The 15469-nt window shown below is 41.6% G+C and carries 15 protein-coding genes and 1 riboswitch; of the genes, 1 reads left to right on the top strand and 14 read right to left on the bottom strand.

All coding sequences use genetic code 11. From position 1 onward, the window contains the following. Nucleotides 1-27 precede the first annotated feature (27 nt). The 4 genes from AC4J95_RS11905 to AC4J95_RS11890 form a co-directional block, all read right to left on the bottom strand. Nucleotides 28-894, bottom strand: a complete 867-nt coding sequence (locus AC4J95_RS11905) for an arginase family protein (protein WP_494550073.1) — start codon at nucleotides 892-894, stop codon at nucleotides 28-30. Nucleotides 895-1002: 108 nt separating this feature from the next. Next, nucleotides 1003-1221 carry a hypothetical protein gene (locus tag AC4J95_RS11900; protein ID WP_494550072.1) on the bottom strand — a complete coding sequence of 73 codons (219 nt, stop codon included), beginning with the start codon at nucleotides 1219-1221 and terminating at the stop codon, nucleotides 1003-1005. Then, on the bottom strand, nucleotides 1202-1477 hold the full coding sequence (locus AC4J95_RS11895; protein WP_494550071.1) for a hypothetical protein: 276 nt from the start codon (nucleotides 1475-1477) through the stop codon (nucleotides 1202-1204). Before AC4J95_RS11895 ends, AC4J95_RS11900 begins: the two co-directional genes overlap by 20 nt. A 198-nt stretch (nucleotides 1478-1675) precedes the next feature. Continuing rightward, on the bottom strand, nucleotides 1676-3946 hold the full coding sequence (locus AC4J95_RS11890; RefSeq protein ID WP_494550070.1) for an ATP-binding cassette domain-containing protein: 2271 nt from the start codon (nucleotides 3944-3946) through the stop codon (nucleotides 1676-1678). 207 nt (nucleotides 3947-4153) lie between these two features. Between AC4J95_RS11890 and AC4J95_RS11885 the strand changes: the two genes are divergently transcribed. Beyond that, the gene (locus AC4J95_RS11885) at nucleotides 4154-4609 is read left to right on the top strand and encodes a hypothetical protein (RefSeq protein WP_494550069.1); all 456 of its coding nucleotides are present in this window, start codon (nucleotides 4154-4156) and stop codon (nucleotides 4607-4609) included. Nucleotides 4610-4642: 33 nt separating this feature from the next. Here the strand turns inward: AC4J95_RS11885 and grdD are convergent, their stop codons facing one another. From grdD to AC4J95_RS11835, 10 genes are all read right to left on the bottom strand, one after another. Continuing rightward, nucleotides 4643-5803 (bottom strand): glycine/sarcosine/betaine reductase complex component C subunit alpha, encoded by a 1161-nt coding sequence (grdD, locus tag AC4J95_RS11880; protein WP_494550068.1) that lies wholly within the window; start codon nucleotides 5801-5803, stop codon nucleotides 4643-4645. Nucleotides 5804-5814: 11 nt separating this feature from the next. After that, on the bottom strand, nucleotides 5815-7350 hold the full coding sequence (grdC, locus tag AC4J95_RS11875) for a glycine/sarcosine/betaine reductase complex component C subunit beta (RefSeq protein ID WP_494550067.1): 1536 nt from the start codon (nucleotides 7348-7350) through the stop codon (nucleotides 5815-5817). A gap of 176 nt (nucleotides 7351-7526) precedes the next feature. After that, nucleotides 7527-7850, bottom strand: a complete 324-nt coding sequence (gene trxA, locus AC4J95_RS11870; RefSeq protein WP_494550066.1) for a thioredoxin TrxA — start codon at nucleotides 7848-7850, stop codon at nucleotides 7527-7529. Continuing rightward, nucleotides 7847-8815, bottom strand: a complete 969-nt coding sequence (locus AC4J95_RS11865) for an NAD(P)/FAD-dependent oxidoreductase (RefSeq protein ID WP_494550065.1) — start codon at nucleotides 8813-8815, stop codon at nucleotides 7847-7849. The genes trxA and AC4J95_RS11865 overlap by 4 nt, the downstream gene beginning before the upstream one ends. Nucleotides 8816-8874: 59 nt before the next feature. Beyond that, nucleotides 8875-10176: a glycine reductase complex selenoprotein B gene (gene grdB / locus AC4J95_RS11860; protein ID WP_494550064.1), complete on the bottom strand. Its 1302-nt coding sequence runs from the start codon at nucleotides 10174-10176 to the stop codon at nucleotides 8875-8877. An 18-nt stretch (nucleotides 10177-10194) separates the two neighbouring features. Continuing rightward, nucleotides 10195-10668 (bottom strand): glycine/sarcosine/betaine reductase complex selenoprotein A, encoded by a 474-nt coding sequence (gene grdA / locus AC4J95_RS11855; protein WP_494550063.1) that lies wholly within the window; start codon nucleotides 10666-10668, stop codon nucleotides 10195-10197. Between the two features lie 23 nt (nucleotides 10669-10691). Next, nucleotides 10692-11978 carry a glycine/sarcosine/betaine reductase component B subunit gene (locus AC4J95_RS11850; RefSeq protein WP_494550062.1) on the bottom strand — a complete coding sequence of 429 codons (1287 nt, stop codon included), beginning with the start codon at nucleotides 11976-11978 and terminating at the stop codon, nucleotides 10692-10694. Between the two features lie 40 nt (nucleotides 11979-12018). Continuing rightward, nucleotides 12019-12405 carry a GrdX family protein gene (locus AC4J95_RS11845; RefSeq protein ID WP_494550061.1) on the bottom strand — a complete coding sequence of 129 codons (387 nt, stop codon included), beginning with the start codon at nucleotides 12403-12405 and terminating at the stop codon, nucleotides 12019-12021. Between the two features lie 391 nt (nucleotides 12406-12796). Further along, nucleotides 12797-12902: riboswitch (glycine riboswitch) on the bottom strand. 1015 nt (nucleotides 12903-13917) lie between these two features. Further along, a complete protein-coding gene (locus AC4J95_RS11840) occupies nucleotides 13918-14853 on the bottom strand; it encodes a phosphotransferase family protein (protein ID WP_494550060.1) in 936 nt (311 codons plus the stop codon). Beyond that, nucleotides 14846-15469: GNAT family N-acetyltransferase (locus AC4J95_RS11835; RefSeq protein ID WP_494550059.1), on the bottom strand; the 624-nt coding region annotated here is incomplete at its 5' end. The genes AC4J95_RS11840 and AC4J95_RS11835, both read right to left, overlap by 8 nt.

Here is a 15469-nt window from a genome sequence, read left to right as displayed (position 1 = left end):
AAGTCAGCGCTCAAGCACTGACTTTTTCTATTCCCTAAATATTTCCACTTCCGCCAACGCCTTCCGTAAATTGATCGCATCCCACGGCAAATGCTCACCAATGCTAAAGCCTACGATCTCGACTTTCTTGGAAACATCCTGAATGATGCGCGTAATTTGTTCCAATGTCATGGTTCCAACTGGTGCAGGAAATTGATCGATATCTAGGTAAGGCTTTCCTGGATTGATCGAACGAAAGGCTTGAGGCGACAGAACATCCAAATCAAAATGAATTGCTAAATGCTTAAACTGGTTTTGATTAATCCAATCAATCAAAGGCTGACTGTCTTCTGCAAATTTCTCAGGTGTGAGATAATTCATCTTCAGATCATTTACTTGATGATCACAAGGCCGTAACTCCTTGTATTTTAATCCTGCCAACATTACCTGCTCCACATCAAATGGATGCTGAACTTTTTCAGCGAACTGCGGAGCACCATATCCTAAAAGATTTCCCAACACATGCATGTGCCCTTTTGGACCGTCGTTGATCGTCGACATATCCGAATGAGCATCTAGCCACAATATTCCCAGTGAATCAGGATATTTTCCATGCAAATAATCGAAAGGCGCTTGAGATATGGAGCAATCTCCACCTAAAGTAATGACTTTCTCTGGTGATTTTTCCTCTAAGATTTTTGCGGCTTCTGCCAATTGTTTTAGCAGACTGCTCTCACCGATCACACCATTTTCAAGCGATAGCTCTTGTTCGAGATTCTTATCGACAGTGACCTGAATCGTCTCTGCCTTGCTACTTTGCGGAACGATGTGGCTCAACAATTCAGAACCAAAAACATAATTTGGATTATTTCCTCCCTGCCATTGGGGAAATACCAATCTGAGGGTTTTGCTCATAAAACGTTCCTCCTTGATTTTGATTGAAACAAAACTGGCTACACTACTTATTATCATCAGTATACTAGCCTTCATCTATTGGAAGCAATTACAAAAAAAGAATTAGAACTAGCAATCTAGTCCTAATTCTTCGTGTAAGTATAAAGACATTTCGTCGTTTTCATCAATCAAGTTATAGAAATATTCAAGATGTTCATCTTTTCTACCGTTAGCGAAGGCTTCTTGTAGGTCCATACATTTTTGGATGGCAAGAATCCAAATATCTGCGATGAATTCATCACACATTTTTTGATGAATGATGCTTAGATTAAAAGTATTCACTGACATATTCTTCCACCTCCAGTCTTTCTTGCTCTGACCGGAAAACTATGACTAACCCTTTAGAATCTGCCGATAATACCATATCAATGCCCTTGATCTGACTGCCCTGACCCAAGGCATGATAATATAACTGGTCCACACTCCAGCCCTTCGCTGCGAGCGTCACCATTTCTAAACATAATTTATCCACTTTCGCTTCAACTTCAGGTGTTGCATACACCATCATGGGTGCATAGCAACAGATGTTTTTTAGCCGATCCATCACAATCATCCCCTTTTAAGTATAACAAAAAAAGACACTGTGAAACGTCAAAACTACTCCAACAACTTTTAAAAAATAAAAGAAAATTCAACGGGCTTACTCTCCGTTGAACTTCCGGCGTTTAAATAATAATTAATCTAAACTATTCTTTTAGTTAATATTTTCTGACGCTTTTAGATCATAAAATCTCCCGCTGTATCAGCAGGAGATCGAATTTTCAATCATTTCACTACTTTTCTTTAAATACTCACCAGTGATCGTGCCGCTCTCAAGTAGATCCTCAGGCACACCGCTGAAAACAACATTTCCACCTTTGACACCGCCATCGGGTCCAATGTCGATGACCCAATCAGCCTGTTTAATGATTTCGCTGTGGTGTTCAATGATAATCAAGGTGTTTCCTTTATCCACCATCCGTTGAAACAGCCCGTTCAACTTCTTGATATCTGATAGATGCAAACCGGTTGTCGGTTCATCTAAGACAAAAACAGATTCATTTTGCGTGATCGCTTTAGTCAATTTCAAACGTTGACGTTCACCGCCAGAAAGCGTCGCTAAGTTTCGTCCGATCGGTAAATAAGTCAACCCTGTCTCGATCATCGCCTGTAATTTCTCGTTCATTTTTTTACTGCCGATCTCGTGATAGAAATCTTGTAATTCTTTTGGCGTCATGGCTAGCACATCTAAAATCGTGAAGCCCTTCAAACGATAACTCAACGCTTCATCAGAGAAACGATTTCCGCCGCAAGCTTCACATTCATTGACGATCGGATCCATGAAAACCAGTTCGACGGTCGTCTCCCCTTTTCCATGACAAGCAGGACAAGCACCAGTCGAGTTGAAGCTGAACATACCGACAGGGACATTATTTGCTTTAGCAAAAGTTCGTCGAATCTCGTCATAGATTCCTAGAAAAGTTGCTGGCGTGGCGCGATTCGTCGCTTTGATCGGTGCTTGATTGATGATGGATATCTCGTTTGGAAATTGTTCCGGTAAAACTTTTGTGATCAGTGTCGATTTTCCTGAGCCGGCGACACCAGTCACGACCGTCAGAACATGTTTTGGTATATCCACTGTCACTTTTTTTAAATTGTGCAAGTCAGCATCCCTGATCGTCATTTTTTCATGCCAGTTGCGAGGATGTGTGTTGATCGGCAGTGTCTGACAAATTTCTTTTCCTGTTATACTGTCTGATTGAAGCAGTGCTGGATAGTCTCCACGGAAGATAATCTCTCCGCCTTGTTTACCAGCTAGCGGTCCAATATCAATCACTTCATCGGCAATCGCGATCACATCTGGATCATGTTCGACAACAAATACTGTATTTTCTTTGTCACGTAAATCTTGCAGGAGCCGATTGATTCGAGAAACATCCCGCGCATGCATCCCCGTACTTGGTTCGTCAAAAATGTAAAACATTCCATTTAGAGAACTGCCCATATATTTCACTAGTTTCACTCGCTGCGCCTCGCCCCCTGACAGGGTCGGCGTCTGACGATCCAATTGCAGATAATCCAAGCCGATATCGATCAGTCGCATCACCTGTCGTTTGAGCTCACTGATAACCTCGTTCACTTCTGGAAAATGTAGATGATCTAAAAATTGATACAGATCGTTCATATCCATTCGAACACAATCTGCGATCGAACAATCATTGATTTTCACCGATAATGTTTCCTTATTCAATCGACGCCCTTCACAATCTGGGCACGGAGCTTCAAACAATAATTCTTTCAACTTTTCTTCGTACATTTTACTGTGACCAGATAGGTCGCGCTTCAAAATAATTCGTTCATAATTCCGGCAGATTCCTTCTAGCTTCGGATTGACGGGTGTCGTATCTTTTTCGGGATGCCCATAAACTAATTGATTCCATTGAGCTGTTGTGAACTCCTTCAGCGGTTGATCGTTATCAAAAAAGTCCGCCGCGGCATACTGTTTCCAATACCAATTACCGACTGCATATCGGGTATCCATGACCGCTCCTTGATTCCATGATTTTTCCCGGTCGATTAGTCTATCTAGGTTGATTTGATTAACGCGTCCTAGTCCGGAACACTTCTGACACATTCCTTGAGGATGATTAAAGGAAAACTGACTAGCAGATCCGATGTGTGGTTGACCAATTCGCGAATAGAGCAAACGTAGTAGAGAATAGGTCTCGGTGATTGTTCCCACCGTTGAGCGTTGATTTCCGCCCAGTGGAGTTTGATCGATCACGATCGCCGGATTCAGATTTTCGATTCGTTCCGCTTTCGGTTTGAGGAACTTAGGCATCCGATTCCGTACGAACGCAGAGTAGTTCGCATTCATTTGCCGTTGGGCTTCCGCCGCGATCGTGTCAAAGACCAAACTGGACTTTCCTGAACCTGACACCCCTGTAAATACAATCAGCTGGTTCTTCTCGATCTCCAATGAGAGATGCTGCAAATTGTTCTGTGTGAGACCGATTAATCTTAATGGTTTCATCTGATTCCCCCCCTTACCCATCTAGTCTAAAGTCTTCCGCAACTGGAGAGTCAAGGAGAGAATCAAATCTTTTTCTTTAGAATGATTAAAGTCTTTTAATAGCTATACTTAGTATATCTCTAGCAAAATTTAATTCTTAAGTTGGATGTCCTGGTTGGTTATTCCCTCTATAATTAACTAAAACATTTTCTTAGAGAAAGGTACGCTATGAAAAACTATCGAATCGGCTTTTCAGTTCTTGGACTAGCAGCTGTCTGTTTAGTGATGCTTCCAAATCTAGTCTTTCTTTTTATCACACCGCCTATCAATCCTCTGAATCACAATGAGGCTGGTTTCTGGCTCTGGAATCTACTTGAAAACATTGGACGTTTTGGAATGATGATTTCACTTTGTATTATCGTAAATCGAAGGCTGATGCGTAAAAAATCGCTTCTAGACTTCAGCGCTTTGATTTCGTTAATGATTTATTTTGTGCTATGGGGATTTTATTTTAGCGGGATTACTAACGGAATGATGCTGACTGGGATGGCTGTATTTCCATCAATCTTTTTTCCTACTGGCGGCCTGGAAACTGCGAAATGCTTTGGCGTTTTCTTTCGCTGCTCTGTTTGCACTAACTCATATCATGATTACAGCCAGCAACTTTTTACTTTGATATACTAAAAAACCAGCCCATTTCGGTGAGCTGGTTTCCTTCTATAAATATTTAGCTTTCTTCAATTCAGCTTGCGCAGCTGATAAATTTTTCTCGTTGACTAAAACGATCGGTCCAGTACAGCCCATGCCGCTTTCGGCATAAATATCGACTTCCCAAAGCGCCTTCACCGCATCTTCTAGTTCCATGATCTCAATACCGGCGATCTCACTTGTCACAATTTCTTTAGCAGGCGGTTCAACTTCTTTCGCCACTTCTGCTGTTGGCACCGCAGTCAACTCTGCACAAATTTGCTTCAATCCAGCTTGATCTGCTTTTTGATATTCCGCTTGGCTGATTTTTCCAAGCTTGCCTTTTGCCAATTCATACGCATATTCCAAGGCATTGGCGATTACAGGAACGCCGCTGGCTCGAGAAATAATACAGATATTGCGATCATAATTCCGTCCGATTCCCGGACCATAACCAGCTCCTAATGTTTCGTAATTCCCGCCGCTTGAACCAGCAGAAAAAAGCTTCATCAGGATATTTCCAGTCAAGCTGTCACAAACCACGACATCGACGCTGCCTAACAACAAATCATTGCCCCGCAGGACTTTCCCGCCATCTTCACGCTGACTCTCGCCAAAAGCCAGCTCATAGCCATTTTCTTGCAGAGCAGTTAATGAGCGTTCAACGATCTTCGCACCTTCAACATTTAAAATACCGACAGTTGGCTGTTTGATACCGCAAGCTTTGGCCGCAACGATACCATTGATCGCATTCAGGACCATAGCCTCATTTCGGACACCGCTGGTCGTGCCAGTGGTGGTAGCGATATAAAGTTCACGACCTAATGCCGGTGTAACTACTTTACCGACTGTTGAGACACCTATTGAAAAACTATAGTGCAAGGTCACACAGCCCTGCAATTCTCCGCTGTCGAGTAATTCTTCCATCAGCTCCGAGGATTCTTTTTGACAGCTAGTCGTTGAATAATGCTCAAAATCCGCTGCCCACTCCACATCGCTACCGATCAAAACGACATCAAAGAGGTTTTTCTGCTTAATCACATATGCCGCCTGTTTCATAACCTCCATACCAAGCTCGCTGCCGTCGATGGTTAAGCCGATCTTGATTCTGGATTCCATGCGCCCTGTTTCAAGACTAGTGGCTAAATCTTCAAATACTTTTTTGACTGTTTGTTTTACTTGATCAGACATTGGCTCCACCTCTATTCTACTGAAAGATTGGCAGCAAAGCTTCTTAATGCCTGCGCAACTTCGCGTTTCACCAGCTCTTCTAAGTCTTGTTGATTTTCTTCCGACACTTTGCCGCTGTTGCGTTCGAGCAAGATCGAGACACCATCAAATAAGTTCGTCATCCGCCCTAAGAAAAGCGAGCCTTTTCCGACGATCATCGCACGATTCTTTTCTCCGCTGACCAAATCCTCTGCCGCAAAACCTAAATAAGGAATGCCGCTTGGGATGTGTCCTTGGGTTGGAGCCCAGCCTACTAATGATTTTTCATTAACAAAGGCCATCAGATCTTTTTTCTCGATATCTTTACGCAGTACACCGATTGCGCCGATCATTTTTAGGTTGGCTAATGGAACATCGCCCGCGCCGGCTGGTTTTGTAATATCAGGATTTTGCATTTCGACTGAATAGACATCGACATCTTTGATCGTTAATTGAGCTTTTTCTAAAATGCTAGCGATCAGTGCCGTTGTTACAGCCTGCGGACTTGATCCGCTGCCGACTTCATGTTTGCCCGTTAGATCATGCCGCAGAACTGGATGCACACCATCATTTTCACTGATTAAAGCCGCAAAACCGCCCAAGACATCTTCTAAAATCGGAAAGCCCTTGCCTACGTGAGATTTACCGTTCATTCCTAATTTAGCTGTCGCTCCCCCAGCTACCAGTACCACATTTTTATGCGTTCCCGCCGCTACCAGAGATGCCGCTGTGATCAATGCATGGGTCGGACCCGCACAGAAGCTGCGAATATCTGAACCTGTCGCATGTTCGCAGCCACATAATTCAGCGATCGATTTGGCGAAATTCCCGCCGCCTCGCTGGTTCATATCGCCACAAGCTTCTTCACTACACTCGATCACATAATCAATCTCTTTTGGATCAAGCTGATGCTTGTCAATCAATTGACGCAAAGCCAACACTCCGCTAGCCTTCACCACTAGATTTTCCAGCATCACATGAGCATTCAAATTCACATCGATCTGATGCGCCGGACTCACACAACCAACCAGCTGACGTTCATAATATAACGCTTCTGCATGATTATCAGCCAGATCCTTTTCGATCCACTCCAGTGTTTTTCCTTCTTTAATTTTTTCAACATCGTCTTTGAATAAAGGATGGACACTTAATGCTTCACGAACTTTTACCGCAAAACTTTCCTCTAAATGGACCAATTCAAATACATCGGCGATCTGTAATAGACCATAAAATTCCAATTCCGGCATAATTTCGCCGAATTTGCCTTCACGCTGACCTTCGAATGGTTGATTAACCCAAGGCTGAGGCAAGTCCTTCAACGCTTGATAACTCAAATTACCGATATAGGTCTGATTTGGTGCATAGTTGACCACCTCATCATAGCTGCGCAAATTATCGTATAGATTGGCTAGGTAGGGGCTGTCAGGGGTCGTGATTTTTTCTGTTGTTTGGGTCGTTCCGTTATGCTCGATCATATCTGGTGTATGAACAAGGACATAGCTCGCCCCTCTTAAAGTCGAATAATTCATGGACATTCTCCTCGTCTATCATTCTCACAAACTGAGATCGTTCCACTTCAGAAAACGGATCTCCAATTTGAAAATCATTTCGTCGTTGCGCATACCACTCTGCTGCTACAGATGCATAACCACGTATTTTCAAAACCAGCGATCCGTTTTCAAAACAATCCCGTTAAAAAACACTGTTAAATATATTTTTTGATCATGTCTTCGATTGCGTCTTTAGTACAGTCATCTTTGGCTACTTCATCAACCTTTTCACCATTTTGATAAATCGAAATGACTGGTAAACCTAAAACTTTATGTTGGATACAGAAACGACGAACTTTTTTCTGTGAGGTATTAAATTTAGTGAAGCGAATTTGTTCTCCGTATTGTTCATACAGTTCTTCCACATCAGGCATCAAAGCTAGACAGTTTTCACAGGTTTCACCCCACCAGTCGACTAATACTGGGCTATCTTGTTCCAAAACTTCTGCACCAAAACTATCAACAGTTAATTCAATCATGTGGTTGGTACCTCCCTTTTAATTCTTTCAACATATTTCTGTGCTGAGAAGGCGGCAGTCGCACCATCTCCGGTAGCGGTTACAACTTGACGTAGTACTTTTGGCCGCATATCACCAGCCGCAAAGACGCCTTCAACTTGTGTACACATTGCTTCATCAGTAATCATATAGCCATAATCGTTCAACGGAATCTTTCCTTTATACAGCTTCGTGCTTGGGACATTGCCGATGAAGACAAAGATACCAAATAAGCCATCTTCTTCATCCGCCTCAAAACGTGTCAGCTCATCGGTCTTCGTATTGCGAATCGTCATCGCTTCTACCATACCGTCGCCTTCGATGCTTTCCACGACTGAATCAAAAATATAATCAATCTTATCATTGGCTTTAGCTTGTTCGACGGCGATCGCGTCCGCAGTCAGATTGCTCAAGTTCTGGATGATGTGAACTTTGCGGGCAAAGGTCGTGATGAACATCGCTTCTTCCACTGCGGAATTCCCGCCGCCGATCACATAAACTTCCAGGTCTTCAAAGAAGGCGCCATCGCAAGTCGCGCAGTAAGACACGCCTTTTCCAGCTAACTCACGTTCTCCGTCACAGCCGATTTCTCTTGGAAAGGCGCCGTTGGCACAAATAACTGCATGAGATTCGTACAAACTACCATCCTTACAGGTGACTTTTTTGACTTTTCCAGCAAGCTCTAAATCAGTCACTTCTTTGCGCAATTGAATTTCCGCGCCGAATTGCTGCGCTTGATCTGCCATGCGTTTGATCAATTCCGGTCCTGAGGTTTCTTCTTCGGTCGGCTTGACTGAACCCGGAAAGTTCGCGATTTCATGGGTTGAAACGATTTGTCCGCCTAGTTTTGTTTTTTCCAAAAGTAATACTTTTAAACGCGCTCTGGCATTATATATTGCAGCGGTTAATCCAGCCGGTCCGCCGCCGATAATAATCACATCGTACATATTTCCATGCTCTCCCCTCAATCACTGCCTGAATGAAGGCTCACTCAGGCAGTCAAAGATTATTCAAATACAGTTTGTTCGTCTACTGGTGTCGTCATCGCCTTCAAAGCTTTTTCAACGATACCGCGACGCAGTTTTTGTTCTTCCTTCAAGCTTAGGCTTGGATTACCTAAAGGATGAGGGATCGCAATCGCTGGAACGATTCGATTCGCGCCAACAGTTTGCGAGATTGGAACGACTGTACAGATGTGAATCACAGGCAAGCCTGTTTTTTCAATTTCCTTAACCATCGTTGCACCGCAACGAGTACAGGTTCCTCAGGTGGATGTCAAAATAACTGCATCGACACCATCTGCTAGTAATTTCTGAGCAATCTCAGCCGCATACTTCTTAGCGTTGGCAACAGCCGTTCCGTTTCCAACAGTTGTATAGAAGTAATTATGCAGACTACCGATTACGCCTTCTTTTTCCATTTCTCTCACTATATCTAATGGCAATACCCGGTTTGGATCTTGATTCGCATAAGAAGGGTCATAGCCGCCATGAGCCGTTTCATATGAATCTGCAGTTAATGTATCCACGTTTTCGATGGAATATGTTCCATACTTCGAGGCACTGCTTGATTCAATCCGATCTGGATTGCCTTTAGGAACAATTCCACCAGAAGTCACAAGCGCGATTTTTGCTTTAGACAGATCACTTATCGTGGTGGCTGGCGCGACGTTATCAAATTCAGGCATTGGATATTCGGTCGTAAATTCTTCGTTTTTCAATTTACGTACCAGCATATCGACAGCTCGAGCTGAGCCGCGTTTCTCATCCTGAAAATTCTTCCGATAACGAACAAAGTAGCTGTCCTCTTCTGGTGAAACTTGTTCTTCCTTCAACAATTTCAACGCAAGACTCGCAATCACAGGCACTGCTTTTCTCATGCCGGCCGCACTATTTCTAGTCGGTACGATATAAGCACCTTTTTTGTACATTTCCACGCCGGGATTTTCTTCGTACATCCCGGTCACAGCTGGAATACCTAGCTCCGTCATGACTGCTTGGGCAACCTCGCCGCAAGCGATGCCGTATCTGCCGGCATTAAACGCTGGTCCTGCAATAACGATATCTGGTTCAAATTGTTTGATACGATCTAATACATCTTTTTTGGCACTATCCAAGTTCTCATTAAAGAAACTGTCGCCACACACTACGGTGCCGACTATCTCTGCTTCATCGCCAAATGAATTCATGAAAGCAAGACCTGGTCCTACTACTTCGGCTTTGGAGAATGGTTGGATATCCGCCTTTTCTTCACCACCGATACCAGCGTAGAACTGGTTGATGTAGTGAACAACTTTAAACTTAGTCATAAGACGCTCCTTTACTAATTAGTATTTCCCGTATTGATTCCTCATTTCAGATACTTCTTCAATGATGTCATCAACATCTAAAACCATTTCCATCATGCCGATCTGCTCTTCGAAAACATCTGAGTCGACAACTTCTTTAAATTCTGGCTCTACAGCGTGATATACAGCTAAACCTAGCTGTTCATTGGTTAATGGACCTGCGTACGTAGGGTCTCCGTTAGTCACAGTTTCAGCAGCTAATCCTGCTGCTTCTCCTTCGGCAGCACCGATCAGAACGACCACGTTCTCTGCTCCGAAGTTTTCTGCTGCTTCTTTTACTCTACGTTGATTTTCTAAGTCCATTGCCCCAGCGGCCGTTCAGACGAAACATTCTGTTGATGAGAATATTACCTCTGACCCAGTACCTTCGATACAAGCTTCAATCGCTTGTCCCGGGATACCGTCTCGATCGCCGATCACTAAGACTTTTTTGTTTTTTAAATCTAAAGTCATTAGTATTTCCTCCCTAGTATGATTTAAACGCCTTTTGCAGACATTTTGTTAAAACCTAATTCATTGGTTGCACCGGTAATTGCCTGGATTTCAACTTCAATCGTGCCATCATCCTTCAAGCTGCCGTCAAAGCCGCCTGCGATAACATCCACATAATCTAATTGTCCGATCAAACGATCCATTTTTGGTAATTGGATCGTTTCATTTGCGTTTCCGCCAGTGACTACTGCAGTGGCTAATTTATCCGCATCTGCTAAGGACTGGCTAGCACCGTCTCTTCCAGCATATTCATCTGTTACAATAACTGTTTTGATTCCTTTTTCTTCGACTTTCTTACAGTTCATGATCAAATCTGTATCAGGATTTCCAAAGCCTTCTTGCGAAATAATGACACCATCTAAACCGATGTATTCAGTCAATTTCGCGACAAAATCACTCGAACGATGTTTGTCTTTTAAATAAACGGTTTCATTTGTTACAATCACACCGACAAAATTGATCTCCTTGCCATGCTGTTTGTATAGATCAGCAATGACTGGATTATTCAAATGATGATAGGTTGTATTCTTGTCACATGCAGACACACAATTTCCGCTGATGATTGCGCCATCCATCACTTCTGTTGGATAGAGGATCGTTGGTACGATGTGCTTCGCATCCGTTCCATAAACATAAGTGTCATGAAGTAGCCCCTGTGTTTGCAGCATGTACACATAACCGATTTTTGGCAGATCAGGATATTGTTGGATCTGTTCTAACAACGGCAACGTTTCAAACGTTTCAATGCTATCGGGCTCGACTTTTTCGCCCAGCTTGCCGATATAATCAGCCGTTTTTAGTCCGGCAAAACGTGCCGCTTCTTCGTATAAATGAGGATCTAACTCTTCTTGTGGTTTTAATACTAAACAAATTTCGATCAACTGTGAAAATGGCGTCAGCTCAGAACCAGGCCCTTGCATATCGACGATTCCTTCTTGGAAGCCGACGATTTTACCAACTGTCATGACCCCGCAGCCTTTTAATACATGGGTACGACCGCTGCCGACGACATCAACTTTATTGATGACCCCCGGAAAGATCCCTGTCTCTGAATCAACCTTGCATCTTGGATCGATCACATCCTTTACTGGTGTGATGCGAACGCTGTCACCCGGTTTGGCGATTTCGATTTCACAGCTCGCTAAACGATCATCTTCCAATACGAGTTCTTTAATTTTCGCAGGATCAAGCATTAACGTGCCATTTTCAATTTTTTCTTCTTCGCCTAAAATGACTTCTTTGATTTCGATGTTTCCAATTTCGAGTTTCATTTATTCACCTCAGTTCAAATTGGTTGCAGATCGTTGAATACTATCCTTTCACCCCCATCCTTTCCAACGTACTCTGCGCGATATAAAAATCTACAAAAGCAAAATCTTTGAGCACCGCTAAGGACCAATCAGGGCGCTGCTTATTTTTGATAAATTTTTCATAGACGGCTATCGCTGATTCGATATATTCTAAACTCTCAATATCGATGTACTGAGAGGTGGTCTCTGTTACAAAAATCGTCTTATAATAGGTTTCATTTGGCTTGATACTTCCGCTTAACGGATGGGATAACAAACAAACATGATCGTTAACGATTTGCTGCTTGACCTGATCCAATACCGCTCCGTATGACCCTTCTACAAAACAAATAGAGCAGAGATTTTCGATTTTTTCTTGTACCATCGGGTTATTTGTTATTACGTTCATTTTCGTCACCGAACCTTTTGTAATGTTTTTCACATGAGATGTGTTTATTGTGCCTTGGACAACCAAATTTCCTAATAATGTGTAGCTGCAATAGCCACTGCGAAAAGGTATAAAAGGCAACTCGCAGCTACCTCGAAGGTATGGACTTCATTTTTCAAAAACCGTGAAAAATGAAGTAGATTCTCGTTTCGCATACGATTTCACTAAAGCGCTCAGTATCTTAGACAACCTAAATCTTTATGAATGTGTAGCTGCAATAATTACTGCGAAAAGTGAAACTCGCAAAAAAAGGGAACAACGACACCTTGTGCCATTGTCCCCTGTCACTAGCCTGAAAGATTCCCTCCGTTCAGAGGTTGCTTCTTCGGCGCATTTCTGCTCTTCAGAGTTTGATCCAATTACGGTCCATTTACCTGAGATGTTCACTATGAGATCAGCTTGTTTCATAGCTTATACCTTCGGTGGCAGTAATTTCTGCACTCTCCCGCAATCTTCTTATTAAGATGCAAACGCTTACTTCAATTAGATGGTAACAAGTTATTCCCAGGATTACAAGCCGAGATTTTTTGTATTTTCGAGAAAAATGACAACCATTCAATGGTTGCTAATCTAGCAAAAAACATAACGCTAGTTGTTTTGCCGTGGTTGTCTTGTTTTAGACCTATCATTAGTAATTCTATTGAAGATTCAAATCATTGAATAACAAAAATCTTAGTCATCTAAAATCATTTTTTTCAGTTATCCTAAAACTTATTTAGCGAAAATGAGCCCTTTAGTTAGATTTACAGCTTGTTCTTTAGAAAAAACTAGAGAGTCAATTTTGCCACCTGATTATTAATCCTTAAAAAGATTCTTATGCGGATATAGTTCAAGTCTTATCAATGAGGTTTTGAAGGTGATCTTCGTCTATCAGTTTTAATACCCTTTAACTATAATTTCCCAAATACCTATTGTCAAAGGCCCTATTTTATTAATGGGCGGTTTCACAAATGAACAAATTGCGCTCCCAAAAAGGAGCTTAGCGAAAAAAAATTTGACTATTTTCTTTTTGAACTAGATCAATGAAAAATAAAAAAATTCTGATACCTAAATTGCGTATCATCTTTTTATTAACTACTGGAGTTTTTCGAACCATTCGAAGTATTTCCATACCATCTGCTAAATTTAGCATTGTTCTGCTTGGTTGCAATCATTTAAACTAGCAAAATTCGTCAAACTAATCGTGTTCGTGTTGAAGATGACAACAATTATGAGGTTAATGTAAAATCTGAAGTTGAGAACCAATTTCTTCATAATAAAAAATGATTACTTAATAGAATCCAAATAGCAGCAATTATTCGAGCTACAGCAGGTACAATTCGAACTTCTACAATAAGTGAACAAAAATAGGCTGCTGAACTTTTTCTTTGATCAAAAAAGTTTAGCAACCTATTATACTTAATACGTACACTCTAGTTTTTTATTTAATGACAAAACGATACTTAATTTTTCGGAGAGCATGAAAAGAACGAATCAAATATAATAGATCGTCTTGTCTTCAAGAAGGATATTCTCTTTGAAGCCTTTCAAACCATTCTGAATCTCAGCAATGCCTTCTTCAAACAAATCCTCCATGCCAAATTCCTTGCCCAAATATACATTTTCAAGCTGATTATAAAAATCAACGAAGTCTAACTTGTTTTGTAGCTCTACAGCATCAATTCCATAATACTCCATCATTTTTTTAACGAAGTCCTGATCAAAGCCTTCCTCGTAATCGAATAAAAGGCAAATGAATTCCATGTCACGATCATAAATCGCAATATCCCCAAAGTCGATCAATCCGCAAATGCGATTCGTCTCTTGGTCATAATAGACATTGCTGGCACCAAAGTCATTGTGGATCAAACATTTTTTATAGTGAAAGTCATGGCGTAATATTCTTTGATAAACATCATCAATTTCCTGTTGGACTGCTTCCTTCAAAAGAGGATACGCCGCCTGTTTAATTACGTCATATTCGTGGGCCGCCTTAGCTTTTTTATTCACCTGAAGATCGTCGATAGTGGTCGCTAAGTTAATACTGTGCAATGCTTTAAAAAAGTCAGCCAGTTCATGAGCCAATTCATCTTTACGTTCTTCGGATAAGGTCGCTAAAATTTCAGCATCCAAAGGAACGCCCGCGATTTTTTCATGTCCGACAAATTCTAATTGATTAGGTTTACTTGATTTTCCGATAAAGCAAACTTCTGGAACCTTAAGCGGTAACTGATCTTTAATTTCTTTTAAAATGAGCGCTTCTTTATAAAGATTTCTAGCTGCTCTTGTATGACGAGGAAATTTAAAAACATAGGTTTGATTGAGTAAGAATGCTTCACTATCAAACCCTGCTCCTAGAAATTCCAATGAGTTGATCGTCAAATCAGGATACACCTGCTTTATTTTAGTTTTCACTTCTAATTTATCCACTAGACACCTCGTTATTTAAGTTTAGCTGCATATACAATACCTCAAAAGGCAGATGTGCAAAATTTTGGGAACGAACAATTTGATAGCCGTTCCTTTGATACCATTCCTTTAAGCGGATATTCTCTTTGATAATACCGATATCAATTCGTTCCATGTGGTCGTTTTTGGCAATTTCCCGAACCTTATCCAATATGAATTCGCCATATTTTTTGCCACGTTCCGGCGGGATAATGGCGACCTTTTCCAATGTCGCTTGGTTCCCCTCGCTGTAAACTAACTCAAAAAAGCCGATCATTTTCTTCCCTAAATAAAGACCAAAAAGTTGATTGCCCTTTTCCAAATCAATTTTTAAATATTTGGCTTGCGTAAAGGCGCCATTAGTTGGACATTTATCGATCGTTAAATCAAAATCATCGGCGACAGTCGCAAAGCTTTCTCGGATCACCTGCGCTGCAATCTCTAAATCAACATCTACCAAGCGCTGAATTGTTATTTTTTTTGGAAATAGCTGCTCACTATTAAATAAAACCAAGTCTGCCAAAATAATCACTCCTCTCAAGATCGTTGCTGAATCCGGAATCTCCTTGGCGATTACCATCCGTTTAGGTGAACGATT

The organism is Enterococcus sp. GPZ-007, assembly GCF_059374735.1.
This window is presented reverse-complemented; position numbering and strand designations above follow the sequence as displayed.